Source organism: Mycobacterium senriense, from assembly GCF_019668465.1.
Taxonomy (GTDB): Bacteria; Actinomycetota; Actinomycetes; order Mycobacteriales; family Mycobacteriaceae; genus Mycobacterium; species Mycobacterium senriense.
In genome coordinates this window covers 3,772,218-3,790,070 of sequence record NZ_AP024828.1, presented here as the reverse complement: position 1 = coordinate 3,790,070, position 17,853 = coordinate 3,772,218, and the positions used below count along the sequence as shown (strand labels likewise).

Below are 17,853 nucleotides of genomic sequence, written 5' to 3'. Positions count from 1 at the left end.
GCCGATAACGATATTCAACGGCGGATACTTTCCCACTACCTGGCACTTCTCGAGGTGATGCCGCTCTCATGATGACGTCCCCGTCGCCTTCTGCATCGATGCCGGCCGCCGACGACGGCGATTCGGACCCCGGCGTCGTCGCCCACGACCACGACGCGCTCGGCGCCGCCGGGCACTCCGGAGTCGCCGCCTACCCCGTCCCGCCGCCACGCGACATCCTCGATGCCGCCGGCGAGTTGTTGCGCGCGCTGGCCGCGCCAGTGCGGATCGCGATCGTGTTGCAGCTGCGCGAGTCCCACCGCTGCGTGCACGAGCTGGTGGATGCGCTGGGCGTGCCCCAACCGCTGGTAAGCCAGCACCTGAAGATTCTGAAGGCCGCCGGGGTGGTCACCGGGGAGCGGTCCGGTCGCGAGGTGCTCTACCGGCTCGCCGATCATCACCTCGCGCACATCGTGGTGGACGCGGTCGCGCACGCCAGTGAGGAGCCGCGCTGATGACCGGAACCAGCGTCCGATCCACCCGGCAGCGTGCGGCGATCTCCACGTTGCTGGAGACGCTCGACGAGTTCCGCTCGGCCCAAGAGCTGCATGACGAGCTGCGCCGCCGCGGCGAGAACATCGGCCTGACGACCGTCTACCGGACGTTGCAGTCGATGGCCGCGGCCGGGATGATCGACACGCTGCGCACCGACACCGGTGAATCGGTGTACCGCAGGTGTTCTGAGCACCATCACCATCACCTGGTGTGCCGCAGCTGCGGCGCCACCATCGAGGTGGGCGATCACGAGGTCGAGCAGTGGGCGGCGGAAGTGGCTGCCAAACATGGCTTCTCCGACGTCAGCCACACCATCGAGATCTTCGGCACCTGTTCGGACTGCAGGGGCCGATAGCCGGTCAGGCCGTCAGCTTCCGACGTATCCCGGCGCCGGTGTCCAGCACCAACAGGATCAGCGTCCGCAGGGCGTCGTCGGTGAGTCCGCCGCCGGGGAAGTTGTAGCGCAGCATCACGTCGGCGGTCTTCGACGCACTCTTGCTCGAATTGCGTTGCACCGCCTTCGCATTGACCTTCTCGATCAGGCTCACGCTGCCGAAGTTGCTGTCGCGGGCCTCCTTGGCCACCTGCTCGCTGATTTTCTTGGTCAACGGCAGATCCCACGCCAGTATCTGGGTGAGCGACACCAGATCGAGACCCTCGGCGATGTTCACCACCCGCAACGAGGCGATGGTGCCGTCGTGGCGCACCGTGACCGCGCCGTCCGCCTCCTCCTCGAGCGGGAGGACGTCGCCGAGTATGGACGCCAGGCGTTCCTGCAGCGATGGCACTATGCGCTCCCGAATCTACGGTTGCGGGACGCGTATTCCTCACACGCAGCCCACAAATCGCGGCGGTCGTAGTCGGGCCACAGCTTGTCCTGAAAGACGTATTCGGCGTACGCCGCCTGCCACAACATGAAATTGCTGGACCGGTGCTCCCCCGAGGTCCGCAGGAACAGATCGACGTCGGGGATGTCGGGCCGCTGCAGGTGATGCGACACCGTCGACTCGGTGATGCGTTCCGGGTTCAACCGGCCTGCGGCGGCCAGGCGCGCGATTTCCTTTGTGGCCTCGGCGATTTCGGCACGCCCACCGTAGTTGACGCAGTAGTTGACGGTGATGACGTCGTTGTTCTTCGTCATGTCCTCCGCGATCGCCAATTCATTGATCACGCTGCGCCACAGGCGCGGCCGCGAACCCACCCACCGGATCTTGACCCCGATCGTCTTGAGGTTCACCCGGCGCATGCGCACCACGTCGCGGTTGAATCCCATCAGGAAGCGGACCTCGTCGGGGGAACGCTTCCAGTTTTCCGTGGAGAAGGCATACAGGCTGAGCCATTTGATGCCGAGTTCGATTGCGCCGCAGACGATATCGATGACCACCGCCTCGCCCGCCTTGTGGCCGTCGGTGCGGCTCAGCCCCTGCTGGGTGGCCCATCGGCCGTTGCCGTCCATCACGATGGCGACATGGTTGGGCAGTCGATCGGCCTCGATTTTGGGCGGGGCCGCCTTGGAGATGTGCTGCGGTGGCCGGGACGGCCCGCCGTCGGGGGACGGCGGCAACTCCGGAAAGACGACGGGCCAGGTCGACTTGTCGGGAAACACCGGATAGTCGTCGGGCGCGGGGGGCAGCTGCGGGAAATCGGCTGACGCCGTGGCGCGCTCGGCCTTCCGGCCCGAGCCGCCGGCCCAGAGTTTAGCCACAGTCCATATCCTGCCCGATCAGCGCCGCGCGCTGGTCGGCGATGGTCCGGTCGACGTGATACGTCCGTTCCACGAGCGGCAACGTCTTGAGCTGTCGCTCCAGATGCCACTGCAGGTGCGCGGCCACCAGGCCGCTGACGTAGTTGCGGTGCGATTGCGGCGTCTGCTCGGCGAAGTCCCAATCGCCGTCGTGCAGCGCGGACATCAGATCCAGCACCCCCGGCGGCGGCGTCGTCGAACCGGCCGGGCGGCAGTGTGTGCAGACGCTGCCGCCGGCGCCGACGTGGAATGCCCGATGGGGACCGGGGGTGGCGCAACGGGCGCACTCATTGAGCGCGGGCGCCCATCCGGCGATGCCCATCGCGCGCAGCAGGTAGGCGTCCAACAGGAGGTCCCGGGATCGGCGGCCGTCGGCCACCGCCCGTAACGCGCTCACCGTGAGCCCGTGCAGGGCCGGGGCGGGCGCCCGCTCCTCGCCGGCGAGGCGCTCGGCGGTCTCCAGCATGGCGCAGCCGCAGGTGTAACGGCCGTAGTCGCTGACGATGTCGGTGGCGAACGCGTCAATGGAGACGACCTGGGTGACGATGTCGAGGTTGCGGCCGGGATGTAGCTGCGCGTCGATATGCGCGAACGGCTCCAGCCGCGCACCGAATTTGCTGCGGGTGCGGCGCACGCCCTTGGCCACCGCGCGGACCAGCCCGTGATCACGCGTCAGCAGGGTGACGATCCGGTCGGCTTCGCCGAGCTTGTGCTGGCGCAACACAACAGCTCGGTCTCGGTATAGCCGCATCACAATAGTTTTGCACCCCGCCGCGACATTACGGGTATCCGCGCCGTTAGTCTCGTACCCCGTGATTGGCGCTTCTGGGTCGGGTCCCGGGTCCATTTCCGGATCCGGCCACCGGCGCCTGCCCACACTCACTGACCTGCTGTATCAGCTGGCCAGCCGCTCAGTGACATCCACCACACTGGTGGGCCGCTCCCTGCACGCCATCCACGCCAGCCAGCCCACGCTGAACGCCTTCCGGGTGGTGCTCACCGAGTCGGCGCTGGCCGACGCGGCGGAGGCCGACCGGCGCCGCGCGGCCGGTGACCCCGCCCCGCTGCTGGGGGTCCCGATCGCCGTCAAAGACGATGTCGACGTTGCCGGTGTGCCCACCGCCTTCGGGACCGAGGGGTCGGTAGCCCCCGCCACGCACGATGCCGAGGTGGTGCGCCGCCTCAAGGCGGCCGGCGCGGTGATCGTCGGCAAGACGAACACCTGTGAACTCGGGCAATGGCCGTTCACCAGCGGGCCCGGGTTCGGGCATACTCGCAACCCCTGGTCGCGTCGGCACACCCCCGGCGGATCGTCGGGCGGCAGCGCCGCCGCGGTGGCGGCCGGACTGGTCACCGCCGCGATCGGCTCCGACGGCGCCGGCAGCATCCGGATTCCGGCGGCGTGGACGCACCTGGTGGGCATCAAGCCGCAGCGCGGACGCATCTCGACCTGGCCGTTGCCGGAGGCGTTCAACGGCATCACGGTCAACGGCGTGCTGGCCCGCACCGTGGCCGATGCGGCGCTGGTGCTCGACGCCGCGTCGGGCAACGTCGAGGGCGACCGGCACAAGCCGCCCCCGCTGATCGCGTCCGACTATGTGGGCAAGGCGCCCGGCCCGCTGAACATCGCGCTGTCCACCCGATTCCCATACACCGGCTTCCGGCCGAAGCTGCACCCGGAGATCCTGGCCGCGACGCGGGCCGTCGGCAAGCAACTCGAGCTGCTCGGACACACCGTGGTGCCCGGCAACCCCGACTACGGCATGCGGCTGTCGTGGGACTTCCTCGCCCGGTCCACCGCTGGCCTCCGCGATTGGGAGGAGCGGCTGGGCGACGGCGTCGTACTGGACCCCCGCACCCTGTCCAACCTGCGCTTGGGTGCGCTGCTGGGACAGGCCATCCTGCGCACCGCGCGCCGCCACGAAGCGGCCGACCAGCGCCGAGTGGGGTCGATCTTCGACATCGTCGACGTGGTGCTGGCACCGACCACGGCCCAACCGCCGCCGCTGGCGCGGGCCTTCGACCGCTTGAGTGGCTTCGGCACCGACCGCGCCATGATCGCGGCGTGCCCCCTGACGTTCCCGTGGAACGTGCTGGGCTGGCCGTCGATCAACGTCCCGGCGGGCTTCACGTCCGAAGGCCTGCCGATCGGTGTGCAGCTGATGGGTCCGGAGAACAGCGAGGGCATGCTGATTTCGCTGGCCGCCGAGCTGGAGGCCGTCTGCGGCTGGGCGAGTCAACAGCCCCAGTCGTGGTGGGACCAGACCACCGATGCGCCCGGCGCCAATTAGCCGCTGACAACCCGGGTATCCGTCCGTCGTGGACCAGTCGACCGCTCCCCTGCTCGATGCGCTGGCCGATTATCGCGACAAGAACCGGTACGGGTTCACCCCGCCGGGCCACCGGCAAGGCCGCGGCGCCGACGACCGGGTCCTGGCGGTCCTGGGCCGCGAGCCGTTCCTGGACGACTTGCTGGCCAGCGGTGGCCTGGATGACCGCAGAACCAGCAACGGATACCTCGAGCGCGCCGAAGACCTGATGGCCGAGGCCGTGGGCGCCGACATCGCCGACATCGCCGAGGTGTGCCACCGGCGGGGAAAGCCATTGATCCTGGACGAGGCGTGGGGAGCGCACCTGCCGTTTCACGAGGACCTGCCGACCTGGGCGATGGATGCGGGCGCGGACGTCTGTGTGGTGAGCGTGCACAAGATGGGCGCGGGTTTCGAGCAGGGCTCGGTGTTCCACGTGCAGGGCGACCTGATCGATCGGGACCGCCTTTCGGGTTGCGCTGATCTGCTGATGACGACCAGCCCCAGCGTGCTGTTGTATGCGGCCATGGACGGGTGGCGCCGGCAGATGGTGCAGCATGGTCACGAATTACTCGGCGCCGCGTTGGATTTGACACGGCAGGCGCCCGAGGAGATCGAACTCATTCCGGACGTGGAGGTACTCGACGAGGAACTGCTCGGCGTGCAGGCCTCCCACGACCTGGACAGGATGCAGGTGCTGATCGACGTATCGGCCACGGGCACATCGGGTTACCAGGCCGCCGACTGGTTGCGCGCGAACGCGCACATCGATCTGGGCATGAGCGATCACCGTCGCATTCTGGCCACCTTGTCCATGGCCGACGACAAGGAAACCCTGGGACGTCTCACCGATGCGCTGCGGGCATGGCGAACCGCGGCCAACGATTTCGAGCCGGCGCCGCGCATCGCGCTGCCTTCGCCGGCGGACCTGCAACTGGAAACCGTCGAGCTGCCGCGGGATGCGTTCTTCGGGCAGGTCGAGGCGATACCCACCCAGAGCGCCGGCGGGCGGATCGCCGCCGAACAAATCACGCCCTATCCCCCGGGCATTCCCGCCGTCGTCCCCGGCGAACGTCTCAACGATGCTGTGCTGGACTACCTGTGCTCGGGCGTCAACGCCGGCATGAACCTGCCCGACGCGGCCGACCAGTCGTTGCAGACCATCCGGGTGCTGGCCTGACGAGTCGACCCTCCGCAAGTCACACGAGCCACTTGCGTAGCCTCTGCCTGGCATATGGCCTTTCCCATATGCGCTAGCACCGGCGCTAGCGCGAATGAAACTCACCTATTAGTCGGGCGTGCGGCGACGGAAAGTGCGCCGGGCGTGCGCCCGTGGAAAGTGCGCCGGGCAGCGTGCGCGGGCAGCGTGCGCCGGTCAGGCGGTGATCGCTAAAAACCTAGTCGGCCAAGCTGTTTGGGGTCGCTCTGCCAGTTCTTGGCGACCTTGACGCGCAGGTCGAGATAAATCTTGGTGCCCAGCAGTTTCTCGATCTGGGCGCGCGCGGCGGTACCGACCTCCCGCAGCCGGGCACCACCCTTGCCGATGATGATCCCCTTCTGGCTGTCGCGTTCGACGTAGAGCAGGGCGTGCACGTCGATCAGGTCGTCGCGATCCTCCCGCGGACTGACTTCGTCGATGACCACCGCGAGCGAGTGCGGCAATTCGTCGCGAACGCCCTCCAGTGCCGCCTCCCGGATCAGCTCGGCCATCAAGACCTCTTCGGGTTCGTCGGTCAGCTCGCCGTCGGGGTAGTACGCCGGGCCGGGCGGCAGCGCGGCGGCCAGCACGTCGATCAAGATGTCGACCTGCGCGCCGGTCACCGCCGACACCGGCACGATTTCGGCGGCGTCACCGACCAACTCGCTGACCGCCACCAACTGCGCGGCCACCCGGTCCCTGGGCGTCTTGTCGATCTTGGTGACGATGGCGACCAAGGTCGTCTTAGGCGCGGTCGCGCGGATCTGTTCGACGATCCACCGGTCTCCCGGACCGATCGCCTCATCCGCCGGGATGCACAGCCCGATCACGTCGACTTCGGAATAGGTGTCGCGCACAAGGTCATTGAGCCGCTTGCCGAGCAGGGTGCGCGGCCGGTGCAGACCTGGCGTGTCGACCAGGATGATCTGGAAGTCGTCCCGGTGCACGATGCCGCGGATGGTGTGCCGGGTGGTCTGTGGCCGCACCGAGGTGATCGCGACCTTGGTCCCGACGAGCGCGTTCGTCAGTGTCGATTTCCCGGTGTTGGGACGGCCGACGAAACATACGAAGCCGGAACGGAATTCAGTCATGCTGTTCGTAGTCCTCGCGATCGGATGAACCGTCGGATTCGATCGGGCTGAGCAGGACGGTGTTGATCCGTACCCTGCCCCGGTGATCGGTGCCGCCCTCGGCCTGCAGCCGCAGACCGTGTGACACCACCTCGGCGCCCGGCAGCGGAACCCGGCCCAGTTCCAGGGCGAGCAGGCCGCCGACGGTGTCGACGTCGAGATCGTCGTCGAATTCGACGTCATACAGCTCGCCCAGGTCCTCGATCGGCAGCCGCGCCGACACCCGGAAGTGCTTGTCGCCCAGTTCTTCTATCGGCGCCGTCTCCGCCTGGTCGTACTCGTCGGCGATCTCGCCGACGATTTCTTCGAGCACGTCTTCGATGCTGACCAGGCCGGCGATCGCGCCGTACTCGTCGACGAGCAGCGCCATGTGGTTGCGGTCGCGCTGCATTTCCCGCAGCAGCGAGTCCAGGGGTTTGGAGTCGGGCACGAAGACCGCAGGCCGCATCACCTTCGACACCGGCGGGGTCCGGCCGCCGTCACCGGATAAAACCGTCTGCTGGACCAGGTCTTTCAAGTACACGACGCCAACGATGTCGTCGACGTTCTCGCCGATTACCGGGATGCGGGAATGCCCGCTGCGCACCGCCAGGTTGATGGCCTGGCTGGCGAACTTGTCGCTTTCGATCCAGATCATCTCGGTGCGCGGCACCATCACCTCACGGGCCGGGGTGTCACCAAGTTCGAAGACCGACTGGATCATCCGGCGCTCTTCCGCGGCGACCACGCCGCGCTGCTGGGCCAGGTCGACGACCTCGCGCAGCTCGATCTCGGAGGCGAACGGCCCGTTCCGCAGGCCGCGCCCGGGGGTGACCGCGTTACCCAGCACCACCAACAACCGGCTGATCGGCATCAACAGCCACGAGATCGCCTGCAGCGGAAGCACTGTCGTCAACGCGATGGAGTAGGCGTTCTGCCGGCCGAGGGTGCGCGGCCCCACCCCCATGACGACGAAGCTGGTCACCACCATGATGGTCGCGGCGCCGAACAATCCCCAGCGCAGCCCGAAGTTGTCGTAGAGGAACACCACGAGCAGGACGGTCGCGGTGATCTCGCAGGTGATCCGCAGCAGCACCACCAGGTTGATGTAGCGCGGCCGCTCCGACATCACCTTGGACAACGCCACCGCGCCGGGTCGCTCGTCGCGCACCAACTCCTGCACCCGGGCCAGCGACACCGTGCTGATGGCCGCATCGATCGCCGCGAACAGTCCGCCCAGCGCAATCAGCGCGACTGCGCCGAGCAGCTCAGACCAGCCCGTCAATGGTCGACATACCTAGGTGTCAGCGTCCTGCTCCTCGGTCCGGCTCCGGCGAGCGAGCAGCCAGGCGATCAGGCACACCACGACCGCGAATCCACCGTAGCGCAGCGCCAAGGTCCAGCCGGATTGGTTGGGTTGACCGGGCTCCTGATGGTGGACGGCGAGCAGCACCAAGAAGCTGCCATCGTCGGTCGGGCCGACGCCCGGCGTCGGCTGGGTCTTGATCACCCGGATCTGGGCGGGGGCGCTAGTGGAATTGTCGGTCTGCCCCCAGGCCAGGGTGGAGTCGTCGAGCAGGAAGGTGTCCTGGCCGCCCGCGGGTTGGCTGCCGTCGTGACCCACCACCGACACGTGGCCCACCTCGACGGTCTCGCCCTTGGCGGGGACGAATACGGTGACGTTCTCGTACAGCTTCGGGGGCGCCGGCGGCTTGTAATCGGGTGGCGGCGGGCCGTTGTACCCGTTCAGCGGTATGGACCCCCCGCCGTAGAAGCTGCCGGCCGCCACATAGCTGTCGCCGACCGCGGTGAACGGCACCACGCCGACGGCCGTCGCGTCGAGCACCATCCGCGCTCCGCGCGGCAGATACGCCTGTTGGTAGGCGCCGTTGTAGAAGTAGCGGAACGTGATCGGCTGATTGAGCGGGTTGTAGATGGTCGGTCGGCGGTAGACGTCGTCGTAGTCGAGGTAGTCCCAATGGCGCGGACGGACGAACTTCTGGTCGTCAACCTTGAGGACGTCGACGTTCTCCCGATGCGAACTGACGACGTTCTGCACCTGCTGATTGAAATCGATCTGGGTTGGCGGCTTCGGCGGGTTGGCGGGGTCGACGCGCGTCACCGGCGCGGCCTTGGCCGCCGCGATCGCCAGCGACGGCGCATCCAGCCCGCGCGGCGGTGCCACCACCGGGGCGTTGCGCGGAGCGTCGGGGCCCGGCGGAGGGATCTCCAGCACCGGCACGTTCTGACCCGAGTTGGGCGGCGGGAGAACCAGCGGGTTTTGCGCCGGCGGCGGCATCGGCGGCGGCTCGTACACCGGAATGGGGACTTCCGGGGCCTGCGTCGGCGCGTTGCTCGGGGGCCCCTGCACCCCGCGGCGGTCCTCGTTGCACACGTTCGCCGTGTGATAGGCGTTCACGTAGAACATGCAGTGCTGGCAGGAGACGGGGTTGGATCCCGCTCCGGCACACGGGGCCGCCCGCGCCACCGGGGCGGTGGTGGTGACCAACACCGACAACGGCGCGAACGCGATGGCGGCTGCCGCCAAAATCTTGAGCGCCCTCAATTGTCGAAATACCTTGACTTGTCGAGCAATCGGCGGTCCCGCTCCTCCTGGCGGTCCTGGCGGTAGGCCTCGACCTGATCGGCGACCCACTCTTCGAGCAGCCGGTCCTGCAGGGCGAACATCTCCTTCTCCTCGTCCGGCTCGCCGTGGTCGTAGCCGATCAGGTGAAGCACGCCGTGGATGGTCAGCAAAGCCAGCTCGTGCCCCAGGCTGTGCCCCGCCGAGGCGGCCTGGCCGGCCGCGAATTCCGGGCACAGCACGATGTCGCCCAGCATCGAGGCGCCCGGCTCGGGGGCGTCCGGGCGTCCACCCGGCTCGAGCTCGTCCATCGGAAAACTCATCACGTCGGTCGGGCCGGGCAGATCCATCCAGCGCATGTGCAGGTCGGCCATCGCGGCGGTGTCCAGCAGCACCATCGACAGCTCGGCCGCCGGGTTGACGTCCATTTTGGCGATGACGAACCGCGCAACGCTGATCAGCTCGGCTTCGGAGACGTCGATACCCGATTCGTTGGATACCTCAATGCTCATAAAACCCGCTCACCGCACCATCATCGACGACCGCGCGAGCCCGTCGCCCGCCGCGACGCCCGATTCATCGTCAGACCGGGCTCTTCAAACTTCGCATAGGCGTCGACGATCTCCGAGACCAGCCGGTGGCGAACCACGTCCACGCTGGTCAACTCGGCCACGTGAATGTCCTCCACGCTGTCCAGGATTTCCATCGCCGAGCGCAGGCCCGACTTGGCGCCGCCCGGCAGATCGACCTGCGTGATGTCGCCGGTGACAACGATCTTCGATCCGAAGCCGAGTCGGGTGAGGAACATCTTCATCTGCTCGGCGGTGGTGTTCTGCGCCTCGTCGAGAACGATGAACGCGGAATTGAGGGTGCGGCCGCGCATGTAGGCCAGCGGCGCCACCTCGATGACCCCGGCGGTCATCAATTTGGGGATCAGCTCGGGATCCATCATCTCGTACAGCGCGTCATACAACGGCCGCAGATACGGATCGATCTTCTCGCTGAGCGTGCCGGGCAAAAAGCCAAGGCGCTCACCGGCTTCCACGGCCGGGCGGGTCAAGATGATGCGGCTGACCTGTTTGGTCTGCAGGGCGTTGACCGCCTTGGCCATCGCCAGATAGGTCTTGCCGGTACCCGCCGGGCCGACCCCGAAGACGATGGTGTTGGCGTCGATGGCGTCGACGTAGCGCTTCTGGTTGAGCGTCTTGGGCCGGATCGTCTTTCCGCGCCGCGACAGGATGTCCAGCGTGAGGACTTCGGCCGGTGACTCGTTGTCGGTGCCGGCCAGCATGGCGACGCTGTGCCGAACCACCTCCGGGGTCAACGACTGACCCCCGGCGACGATGGCCACCAGCTCGGAGATCACCCGCTCGGCGAGCGCGACATCGGCGGGCTCGCCCGCCACGGTGACCGCATTGCCACGCACGTGCAGATCGGCATTCAGGCTGCGCTCCAGTGCCCGCAGGTTCTGGTCCGCCGAACCCAACAGGCCCATGACGACATCGGGCGGAACGTCGATGCTGCTGCGAACCTGAGCGGTGGCCGGGACGGCTCCGGCTGCGTCAGCAGCGCTGGTCTCGCGGGGCGTCACGTGGCTCTCGATGCCTGCTTTCTCGGCTTGTCGGTGGGTTGCTGGGCCGTCTCAGTCTACGCCGAGGGCCCGGGATGGTCAGCGTTCAGCAACGTACTCGACGACGGACCGGTGTCGCGAACCTGCAGCGTGAGGCCGTTTGCCGGGATGTCGCCACGCCGGTCCCAGCGCGGGGTCAGCACGCCGAGCGCGCCCAGGGCCACCGCCGCGGCGGTCGACGTCCGCAGCACCTGGGGACCGAGCCGCACCGCCGCCGCGCCCGCGTCGGACAGCGCCGCCATCTCGTCGTCGGCGATCCCACCTTCGGGGCCGACGACGAGCAGTAGTGATTTCGCTTGTGAAAGCTCGATGTCCGCGAGTCGTTGGGTGGCCGACTCGTGCAGGGCCAGCGCCGTCGCGCCGGCGGCCACCTCGTCACGGATCCGCCGCGTCAGCTCCGCGGTGGACAGCACGCCGTCGACCGGTGGGATGTGCGCCCGTCGGGATTGCCGGGCCGCAGAACGGACGACTGCGCGCCACCGGCGCAGCCCCTTGTCGACCCGGTTGCCCTGCCAGTTGGCCACGCACCGCGCGGCCTGCCACGCCAGGAACGCGTCGGCGCCGGCTTCGGTGGCCAGCTCGATGGCCAGCTCCGAACGCTCCGACTTGGGCAGCGCCTGCACGACCGTCACAGCCGGCGATCCGGGCGGGACGCTCCAGCGCTCAAGCACCCGCGCGCGCAGCCCGTCGCGCCCGGCGTGCTCCACCTCGCAGTGGGCCAAAGCTCCGGCGCCGTCGCCCAGCACGAGCCGCTCGCCGGGACGGATCCGCCGCACGGTGGCGGCGTGAAAGCCCTCGTCACCGCCCAGCACGGCGAGCGAGCCGGGCTGCGGCAGAGCGTCGAGGTAGAACAGGGTCGCGACCATGTGCGCGCCTTCTCAGGCTCCCGACTAGCGTCCGGTGAAGGTTTCGCGGAGCCGGCTGAACAGGCCGCCGCCGGCGTGGGTCGAGCGGACCTCGGGTACGTCGCGGCTGCGGCGCATCTTGAGCTCGCGCAGCAATTCGGTGTCGCGGTGATCCAACCGGGCCGGAACCACGACCTCGACGTGCACGTGCAGATCGCCCCGGGTGCCGGACCGCAGGTGCGGCATGCCGTGGCCGCGCAGCGTGATGACCGATGCCGGTTGGGTGCCGGGCGGGATGGTGATCTCGCTGACGCCGTCCAGAATGGCGTCGACGGTGACGGTGGCGCCCAGCGCCGCGTCGACCATCGGCACCGAGACGGTGCAGTGCAGGTCGTCGCCTTCGCGGACGAAGACGTCGTGGGGCTGTTCGTGTACCTCCACATAAAGGTCCCCGGCGGGGCCGCCGCCGGGCCCGACCTCACCCTGGGCCGCGAGCCGCACGCGCATGCCGTCGCCGACACCGGCGGGAATCTTGACGCTGATCTCACGGCGGGCCCGCACCCGGCCGTCACCCATGCACTGGTGGCACGGGTCGGGGATGACGACGCCGACGCCACGGCAGGTCGGGCACGGCCGAGAGGTCATCACCTGGCCCAGCAGCGAGCGCTGCACCGTCTGGACCTCGCCGCGGCCACCGCAGGTGTCGCACGGCACCGGCGCCGAATCGCCGTTGGTGCCCTTGCCCTGGCATCGGTCGCACAGCACCGCGGTGTCGACGGTGACCTGCTTGGTGACGCCGGTGGCGCATTCCTCGAGGTCGAGCCGCATCCGCAGCAGCGAGTCCGAGCCCGGCCGCACCCGTCCGATGGGGCCGCGGGAGGTCGTGCCGCCGCTGAAGCCGCCGCCGAAGAAGGCCTCGAACACGTCGCCCAGCCCGCCGAATCCGGCGCCGAAACCACCGCCCGCGGCGGCGGCGTTCTCCATCGGATCCCCGCCAAGGTCGACGACCCGCCGCTTCTCGGGGTCGCTCAGCACCTCATAGGCGACGCTGATCTCCTTGAATTTCGCCTGCGCGGCCTCGTCGGGGTTGACGTCCGGATGCAGTTCGCGCGCCAGCTTGCGATACGCGCGCTTGATCTCCGCGTCGCTGGCGTTTCTGCCCACGCCGAGCATCCCGTAGTAATCGCGTGCCACGCTTGACTCTCCTATACCTGGTCTTTCCCGCGCCTACCCACCCTGCGGGTGCGCGTTCATCGAGCACCCAGGACTTCGCCGATATAAAGAGCAACCGCAGCAACGCTGGCGATAGTTCCCGGATAGTCCATCCGGGTGGGCCCCAGCACACCCATTCCCCCGTAAACGGTGTCGGAGGTGCCGTAGGCGGTGGTCACCACGGAGGTGCCCAATATCTGTTCGGCGGCCGTCTCATGGCCGATGCGCACCGTAACCTTACCGGCTTCCTGTTGGGCGGCCAGCAACCGCAACACCACCACCTGCTCCTCCAGCGCCTCCAGGATGGAGCGCAACGAGCCACCGAAATCGGCCGCGTTACGGGTCAGGTTGGCCGTACCGCCCAGCAACAAGCGCTCTTCGGTGTGTTCGACGAGGGATTCCAGCAACACCGTCGCCGACCGGCCGACGGCGTCACCAAGGCCGTCGGGGCTGCGCAGCTGTCCGGCCAGGTCGGCCACCGCGACCGAGGCGGCCGACAGCTTCTTGCCGACCAGCGCCTGGCCGAGCATCTCCCGCAGCTGAGAAAGTTCGTGGTCGTCGATGACGTCACCGAGTTCGACGACCCGCTGGTCGACCCGGCCGGAGTCGGTGATGACGACCATCAGGAGCCGGGCCGGGGTCAGGGCGATGACCTCCAGGTGACGCACGGTTGACGACGACAGCGTGGGGTACTGCACCACGGCCACCTGCCGGGTGAGTTGCGCGAGCAGCCGCACCGCCCGGCGCAGCACGTCATCGAGGTCGACCCCGGACTCGAGGAAGCTCAGGATCGCGCTCCGCTCGGCCGAGGACAGCGGCTTGACGTCATCGAGCCGGTCGACGAATTCGCGGTAGCCCTTCTCGGTGGGCACGCGTCCGGAGCTGGTGTGCGGCTGAGCGATGTAGCCCTCGGCCTCGAGCACCGCCATGTCGTTGCGGACGGTGGCGGACGAGACGCCCAGATTATGGCGCTCCACCAACGCCTTGGAACCGATCGGTTCTTTGGTGGCGACGAAATCCGCGACGATGGCACGGAGCACCTCGAACCGACGGTCATCGGCACTTCCCACCGGCTGCCACCTCCTTCGATACCGCCTTGACCGAATTCATTTTACGAGCGCTCGGACGACTTTCTGCGCACGCATCGGTGCTGACGAAAGTCGCCCCGGCTAGCCTTTCCAGAATGAACCGGTCGGGCCGCAGCAATGAGTCGGGAAAGGTCGGCCGATGATTTTCAAGGGCGTACGCGACGGCAAGCCGTATCCCGAACACAACCTGTCCTACCGGGATTGGTCCCAGATACCGCCGCAGCAGATCCGGCTCGACGAATTGGTCACCACCACAACGGTGCTCGCGCTGGACCGCCTGCTCTCCGAGGACTCCACCTTCTACGGCGATCTCTTCCCGCACGCGGTGCGGTGGAAGGGCATCACCTATCTCGAAGACGGCCTGCATCGTGCGGTGCGCGCCGCGCTGCGGAACCGCACCGTGCTGCACGCCCGCGTGTACGACATGGATATGCCGCTGGGCGCGCCCGGGTAATTGTCACGTTCGGACCTCGCCGCGTGTCGACCTAGTAAGGACGTTGGTTAACAACACAACTTGCCAGGAGGATCGCCATGCCACGGCTGCAAGGAGTCTCCGACCGCGACGCCGGCCTCGGCGCCAAGATCGCTTTCTTTTTCACCAAGCGCAAGCTCGCGCAGATGACCGGGCTGGAAACCGCGGGGATGCTGGAACCGCTGCGGATGTATGCGCACATCCCGCGGTTGCTCAACGCCTACGGCAAGTTGGAGCAGGCCGAGTCCAAGCTGGACGTCCTCAGTCCCCGCCAGCGGGCGCTGGCCGAGCTCAAAGCGGCGACGACGGTGCGCTGCGAATACTGCATCGACCTCGGCTCACAGATCGCGCGCCGCTGGGGCATGAGCGACGAAGAGCTGTTGGCCCTCTCCGATTATCAGAACGCGCCGTGCTTCTCCGACGTCGACAAGCTGATCCTGCGGTACGCCACCGCGATCAGCCGCACCCCGGTCGAGGTGAGCGATGAACTGTTCGACGCGCTGCGCACGCATTTCGACGCCGCCCAGCTCGTCGGCCTGACCCACGTGATCACGCTGGGCAACCTTCGGGCCCGTTTCAACATCGCGCTCGACATCGGGTCGTCGGGTTTTTCCGGTGACCGGGTGTGCGCCTTGCCTGAGACCGATCGGCCGTGACGGCGCAGGGGGCACTGGCGGCGCGCTTCGAGGCGGCCCGCCCGCAGCTGGGCGCCATCGCCTACCGCATGCTGGGCTCGATCGACGACGCCCAGGACGCGGTGCAGGAGGCGTGGCTGCGGTTGAGCCGCAGCGCCGAATCGGGCGGCGGGGAGGGCATCGCCAACCTGGACGCCTGGCTGACCACGGTGGTGGCACGCATCTGTCTGAACATGTTGCGCGACCGCCGGACTCACGGCGGCGATGAACTGATCGGTCACCTGCCGGATCCGATCGTGGACGCAGAGGGTGAATTCGACCCCGAGCACCGCGCGATGTTGGCCGACGCGGTGGGGCTGGCGCTGTTCGTGGTGCTGGACACGTTGCCGCCGGCCGAGCGGCTGGCGTTCGTCCTGCACGACGTCTTCACCGTGCCGTTCGATCAGATCGCGCCGATCGTCGACCGGACGCCGCAGTCGGCCCGCAAGCTGGCCAGCCGGGCACGACGCCGGATCGAGCAGGCCGATCCGGTTCCCGACGGCACGTTGGCCGCGCAACGCGAGGTGGTCGATGCCTTCTTCGCGGCGGGGCGCAGTGGCGACTTCGACCGCCTGGTCGCGGTGCTCCATCCCGACGTGGTGCTGCGGGGTGATTTCGGCGGCGCCGCGCCCGTCTTCCGCGCCGAGGGCGCGGCCGCGGTGGCCGAGCTGGCCCGCGGCTACGCGGGCTCGGAGCGCGAGGCGCGTGCCGCGACCATCAACGGTGCCGCCGGCGCGGTGATTTTCATCGCCGGCCGGGCGGCATCCGTGATGGGTTTCGTGGTGCGCGACGGCCGGATTCGAGCGATCGATGTACTCGCGGATCCGGCGCGCATCGCCCGGTTAGACCTGGGCGCGCTGGGCGCCGATCACTGACCGGCGGCCTGCAACAGCTCCATCGCCGACGACCGCGACAGCACCCAGCCGCCCTGATTGACGAAGGTGACGTTCTGCGTGACCGGCGACGTCAGCTTGGGGCCGGAGACCGCAACGTCGGCGGTCGCCGAACCGGCCGCCGCGGCCGGCTGGATGTTGGTGACGTCGAACGACAGCGGCAGGTCGCCGTTCTTGGCGGCCTTCTGCAGCTTCTTGTCCGCGACGTGCGCTTCCATGCCACTGATGCCGCCCTGCACCAGATTGCCCTTGCTGTTGAACGACACGTTCGGGTCGGCGAGGCTGTTGAGCACGCCTGTCAGCTGATCCGGAGTCGGCACGTCGGCACCGGCGACCGGCTGTGCCGGCGGCGGATCCTGCGGAAGCGGCGCACCGACGGTGGCCAGCCGCACCCCGGCGGCCAGCGAACTCGGTGTCGCGACGGAAGCCACGCCGGCGGCGGCGCCCCCGACGATGGCCAGCGCTGCCACCGCGGTGGCAAGGGTCTTGACGGTCTTCATGGTTCCCCCTTCGGTGGGCACAAAATTCGACGCACAATCCGCCCCGCCTATCGTGGCGGCTCAGATGGTGTAGGCGTGCCCGTTGCGTCTGGGTATGTCGTGCCTCGGCACCGATACGTTACGGCGAGCCGATGTGGGACAAACAAGAGCAAACTGTGCGCCGGCTGTGCGAAGACGTGCCTCGGTCCGCCACCGGGGCGACCGTGATTGCGTACCAGGGGCATTGAAAGAGGCGAAACCCATGCGCCGCCGCACGGAGGCGCATGGGTTTCGCTTGAAACGTCGGTGTCGCTCGACGAAGTCGCCGAACTGTTTTAGTTGGTCGCCGTCGCCGCCTGCACCAGAGCAAGCGCCGCGTCGTGCTGCAAGACCCAGTTTCCGTTCTGGTTGACGAACACAAGGTGCTTGTTGACCGGTCCGGCGAACTTCGGCCCCGTGATGGCCACATCGGCCTGGGCCATATTCGGGCCCGCCGGCGCGATGTTCGTCACGTTGAACTGCTCGGGGAAGTTCCCGTTCCGGTAAGCCTTCCGCAGGTCGTGGTCGGCCACCATACCCTCGTTTTGGCTGACGCCGTTTTCAACGAGGTTGTTCTTGTCCCGGTAGTTGACGCCGGGATCGGTGGCCTGCGTGCAGAGGTTGGCCAACTGATCCGCCGTCGGCAACTGCCCCGGCGCTCCCGGCGGCGGGGGCGGAGGCGGCGGCGGGTCCTGCGGCAGTGGCGCGCCGACCGCAGCCAGTTGCACCTGATCCAGGCCGATCGGTGCTGCAATGGAAGCCACGCCGGCGGCGGCGCCGCCAATGGCGGTCAGTGCCGCCACGCCCGTGGCAATGGACTTCACGGATTTCACAGGTCCCCCTTCGATGCACATGGACCGTGGCGGAAATCCTGCGGATCGCCGCACACGGTCACACGTCTCCATGGTTGAAGATGGTGTAAGTGTGCCCTGTGACTCGGGAATTTGTGTCTCAGGTCGGTCACGTTACGACGACGCTACGGACGCTACGGACGAAAACACGCTCTGTGCCGTAAGTGTGTAGCGGCAAAAATCTCGCCGCCG

20 protein-coding genes are annotated in these 17,853 nt (G+C 68.0%); 7 read left to right on the top strand and 13 right to left on the bottom strand.

Features of this window, described 5'->3' with window-relative positions; genetic code table 11:
- Positions 1 to 68 precede the first annotated feature (68 nt).
- A complete protein-coding gene (locus tag MTY59_RS17980; protein ID WP_221042348.1) occupies positions 69 to 494 on the top strand; it encodes an ArsR/SmtB family transcription factor in 426 nt (141 codons plus the stop codon).
- The gene (locus MTY59_RS17975) at positions 494 to 889 is read left to right on the top strand and encodes a Fur family transcriptional regulator (RefSeq protein WP_221042347.1); all 396 of its coding nucleotides are present in this window, start codon (positions 494 to 496) and stop codon (positions 887 to 889) included. The genes MTY59_RS17980 and MTY59_RS17975 overlap by 1 nt, the downstream gene beginning before the upstream one ends.
- A gap of 4 nt (positions 890 to 893) precedes the next feature.
- Here MTY59_RS17975 and MTY59_RS17970 read toward each other — a convergent pair whose 3' ends face one another.
- From MTY59_RS17970 to recO, 3 genes are read right to left on the bottom strand one after another with little or no spacing between them, the layout of a single operon-like run.
- Positions 894 to 1,322, bottom strand: coding sequence for a hypothetical protein (locus tag MTY59_RS17970; protein ID WP_221042346.1), 429 nt, complete (start codon positions 1,320 to 1,322; stop codon positions 894 to 896).
- Positions 1,322 to 2,239 (bottom strand): decaprenyl diphosphate synthase, encoded by a 918-nt coding sequence (locus MTY59_RS17965; protein ID WP_221042345.1) that lies wholly within the window; start codon positions 2,237 to 2,239, stop codon positions 1,322 to 1,324. Before MTY59_RS17965 ends, MTY59_RS17970 begins: the two co-directional genes overlap by 1 nt.
- Positions 2,232 to 3,029 (bottom strand): DNA repair protein RecO, encoded by a 798-nt coding sequence (gene recO / locus MTY59_RS17960; RefSeq protein WP_065027263.1) that lies wholly within the window; start codon positions 3,027 to 3,029, stop codon positions 2,232 to 2,234. The genes MTY59_RS17965 and recO overlap by 8 nt, the downstream gene beginning before the upstream one ends.
- 61 nt (positions 3,030 to 3,090) lie before the next feature.
- On the opposite strand from recO, the gene MTY59_RS17955 reads away from it, so the two are divergent.
- Both MTY59_RS17955 and MTY59_RS17950 read left to right on the top strand, forming a co-directional pair.
- On the top strand, positions 3,091 to 4,569 hold the full coding sequence (locus MTY59_RS17955; protein WP_221042344.1) for an amidase: 1,479 nt from the start codon (positions 3,091 to 3,093) through the stop codon (positions 4,567 to 4,569).
- A 28-nt stretch (positions 4,570 to 4,597) separates the two neighbouring features.
- Positions 4,598 to 5,767 carry an aminotransferase class I/II-fold pyridoxal phosphate-dependent enzyme gene (locus MTY59_RS17950; protein ID WP_221042343.1) on the top strand — a complete coding sequence of 390 codons (1,170 nt, stop codon included), beginning with the start codon at positions 4,598 to 4,600 and terminating at the stop codon, positions 5,765 to 5,767.
- A 209-nt stretch (positions 5,768 to 5,976) separates the two neighbouring features.
- On the opposite strand, the gene era is transcribed toward MTY59_RS17950, so the two are convergent.
- Genes era through hrcA form a run of 8 tightly spaced genes read right to left on the bottom strand, consistent with a single transcriptional unit; the run spans position 5,977 to position 14,235 of the window.
- The gene (gene era / locus MTY59_RS17945) at positions 5,977 to 6,876 is read right to left on the bottom strand and encodes a GTPase Era (RefSeq protein WP_221042342.1); all 900 of its coding nucleotides are present in this window, start codon (positions 6,874 to 6,876) and stop codon (positions 5,977 to 5,979) included.
- Positions 6,869 to 8,179, bottom strand: a complete 1,311-nt coding sequence (locus tag MTY59_RS17940; protein ID WP_221042341.1) for a hemolysin family protein — start codon at positions 8,177 to 8,179, stop codon at positions 6,869 to 6,871. The genes era and MTY59_RS17940 overlap by 8 nt, the downstream gene beginning before the upstream one ends.
- A 12-nt stretch (positions 8,180 to 8,191) precedes the next feature.
- Positions 8,192 to 9,460, bottom strand: a complete 1,269-nt coding sequence (locus tag MTY59_RS17935; protein ID WP_221042340.1) for a hypothetical protein — start codon at positions 9,458 to 9,460, stop codon at positions 8,192 to 8,194.
- Positions 9,457 to 9,990, bottom strand: coding sequence for an rRNA maturation RNase YbeY (ybeY, locus tag MTY59_RS17930; protein WP_221042339.1), 534 nt, complete (start codon positions 9,988 to 9,990; stop codon positions 9,457 to 9,459). The genes MTY59_RS17935 and ybeY overlap by 4 nt, the downstream gene beginning before the upstream one ends.
- A 20-nt stretch (positions 9,991 to 10,010) precedes the next feature.
- Positions 10,011 to 11,069, bottom strand: a complete 1,059-nt coding sequence (locus MTY59_RS17925; protein WP_221042338.1) for a PhoH family protein — start codon at positions 11,067 to 11,069, stop codon at positions 10,011 to 10,013.
- Between the two features lie 56 nt (positions 11,070 to 11,125).
- Positions 11,126 to 11,974: a 16S rRNA (uracil(1498)-N(3))-methyltransferase gene (locus MTY59_RS17920; RefSeq protein ID WP_221042337.1), complete on the bottom strand. Its 849-nt coding sequence runs from the start codon at positions 11,972 to 11,974 to the stop codon at positions 11,126 to 11,128.
- Between the two features lie 24 nt (positions 11,975 to 11,998).
- On the bottom strand, positions 11,999 to 13,147 hold the full coding sequence (dnaJ, locus tag MTY59_RS17915; protein ID WP_221042336.1) for a molecular chaperone DnaJ: 1,149 nt from the start codon (positions 13,145 to 13,147) through the stop codon (positions 11,999 to 12,001).
- A 56-nt stretch (positions 13,148 to 13,203) separates the two neighbouring features.
- Positions 13,204 to 14,235, bottom strand: a complete 1,032-nt coding sequence (hrcA, locus tag MTY59_RS17910; RefSeq protein ID WP_221042335.1) for a heat-inducible transcriptional repressor HrcA — start codon at positions 14,233 to 14,235, stop codon at positions 13,204 to 13,206.
- A 157-nt stretch (positions 14,236 to 14,392) separates the two neighbouring features.
- Between hrcA and MTY59_RS17905 the strand changes: the two genes are divergently transcribed.
- From MTY59_RS17905 to MTY59_RS17895, 3 genes are all read left to right on the top strand, one after another.
- Complete coding sequence (locus MTY59_RS17905) at positions 14,393 to 14,707, top strand: type II toxin-antitoxin system VapB family antitoxin (protein WP_007770254.1); 315 nt, start codon at positions 14,393 to 14,395, stop codon at positions 14,705 to 14,707.
- 77 nt (positions 14,708 to 14,784) lie between these two features.
- Entirely contained in the window at positions 14,785 to 15,381 is a 597-nt protein-coding gene (locus tag MTY59_RS17900; protein WP_221042334.1) for a carboxymuconolactone decarboxylase family protein, read from the top strand.
- The gene (locus MTY59_RS17895; protein ID WP_221042333.1) at positions 15,378 to 16,274 is read left to right on the top strand and encodes a sigma-70 family RNA polymerase sigma factor; all 897 of its coding nucleotides are present in this window, start codon (positions 15,378 to 15,380) and stop codon (positions 16,272 to 16,274) included. The genes MTY59_RS17900 and MTY59_RS17895 overlap by 4 nt, the downstream gene beginning before the upstream one ends.
- Here MTY59_RS17895 and MTY59_RS17890 read toward each other — a convergent pair.
- On the bottom strand, positions 16,268 to 16,792 hold the full coding sequence (locus tag MTY59_RS17890; protein ID WP_221042332.1) for an MTB12 family secreted protein: 525 nt from the start codon (positions 16,790 to 16,792) through the stop codon (positions 16,268 to 16,270). The two genes, MTY59_RS17895 and MTY59_RS17890, sit on opposite strands and share 7 nt — an antisense overlap.
- A gap of 314 nt (positions 16,793 to 17,106) precedes the next feature.
- On the bottom strand, positions 17,107 to 17,643 hold the full coding sequence (locus MTY59_RS17885; protein WP_221042331.1) for an MTB12 family secreted protein: 537 nt from the start codon (positions 17,641 to 17,643) through the stop codon (positions 17,107 to 17,109).
- Between the last annotated feature and the right edge of the window lie 210 nt (positions 17,644 to 17,853).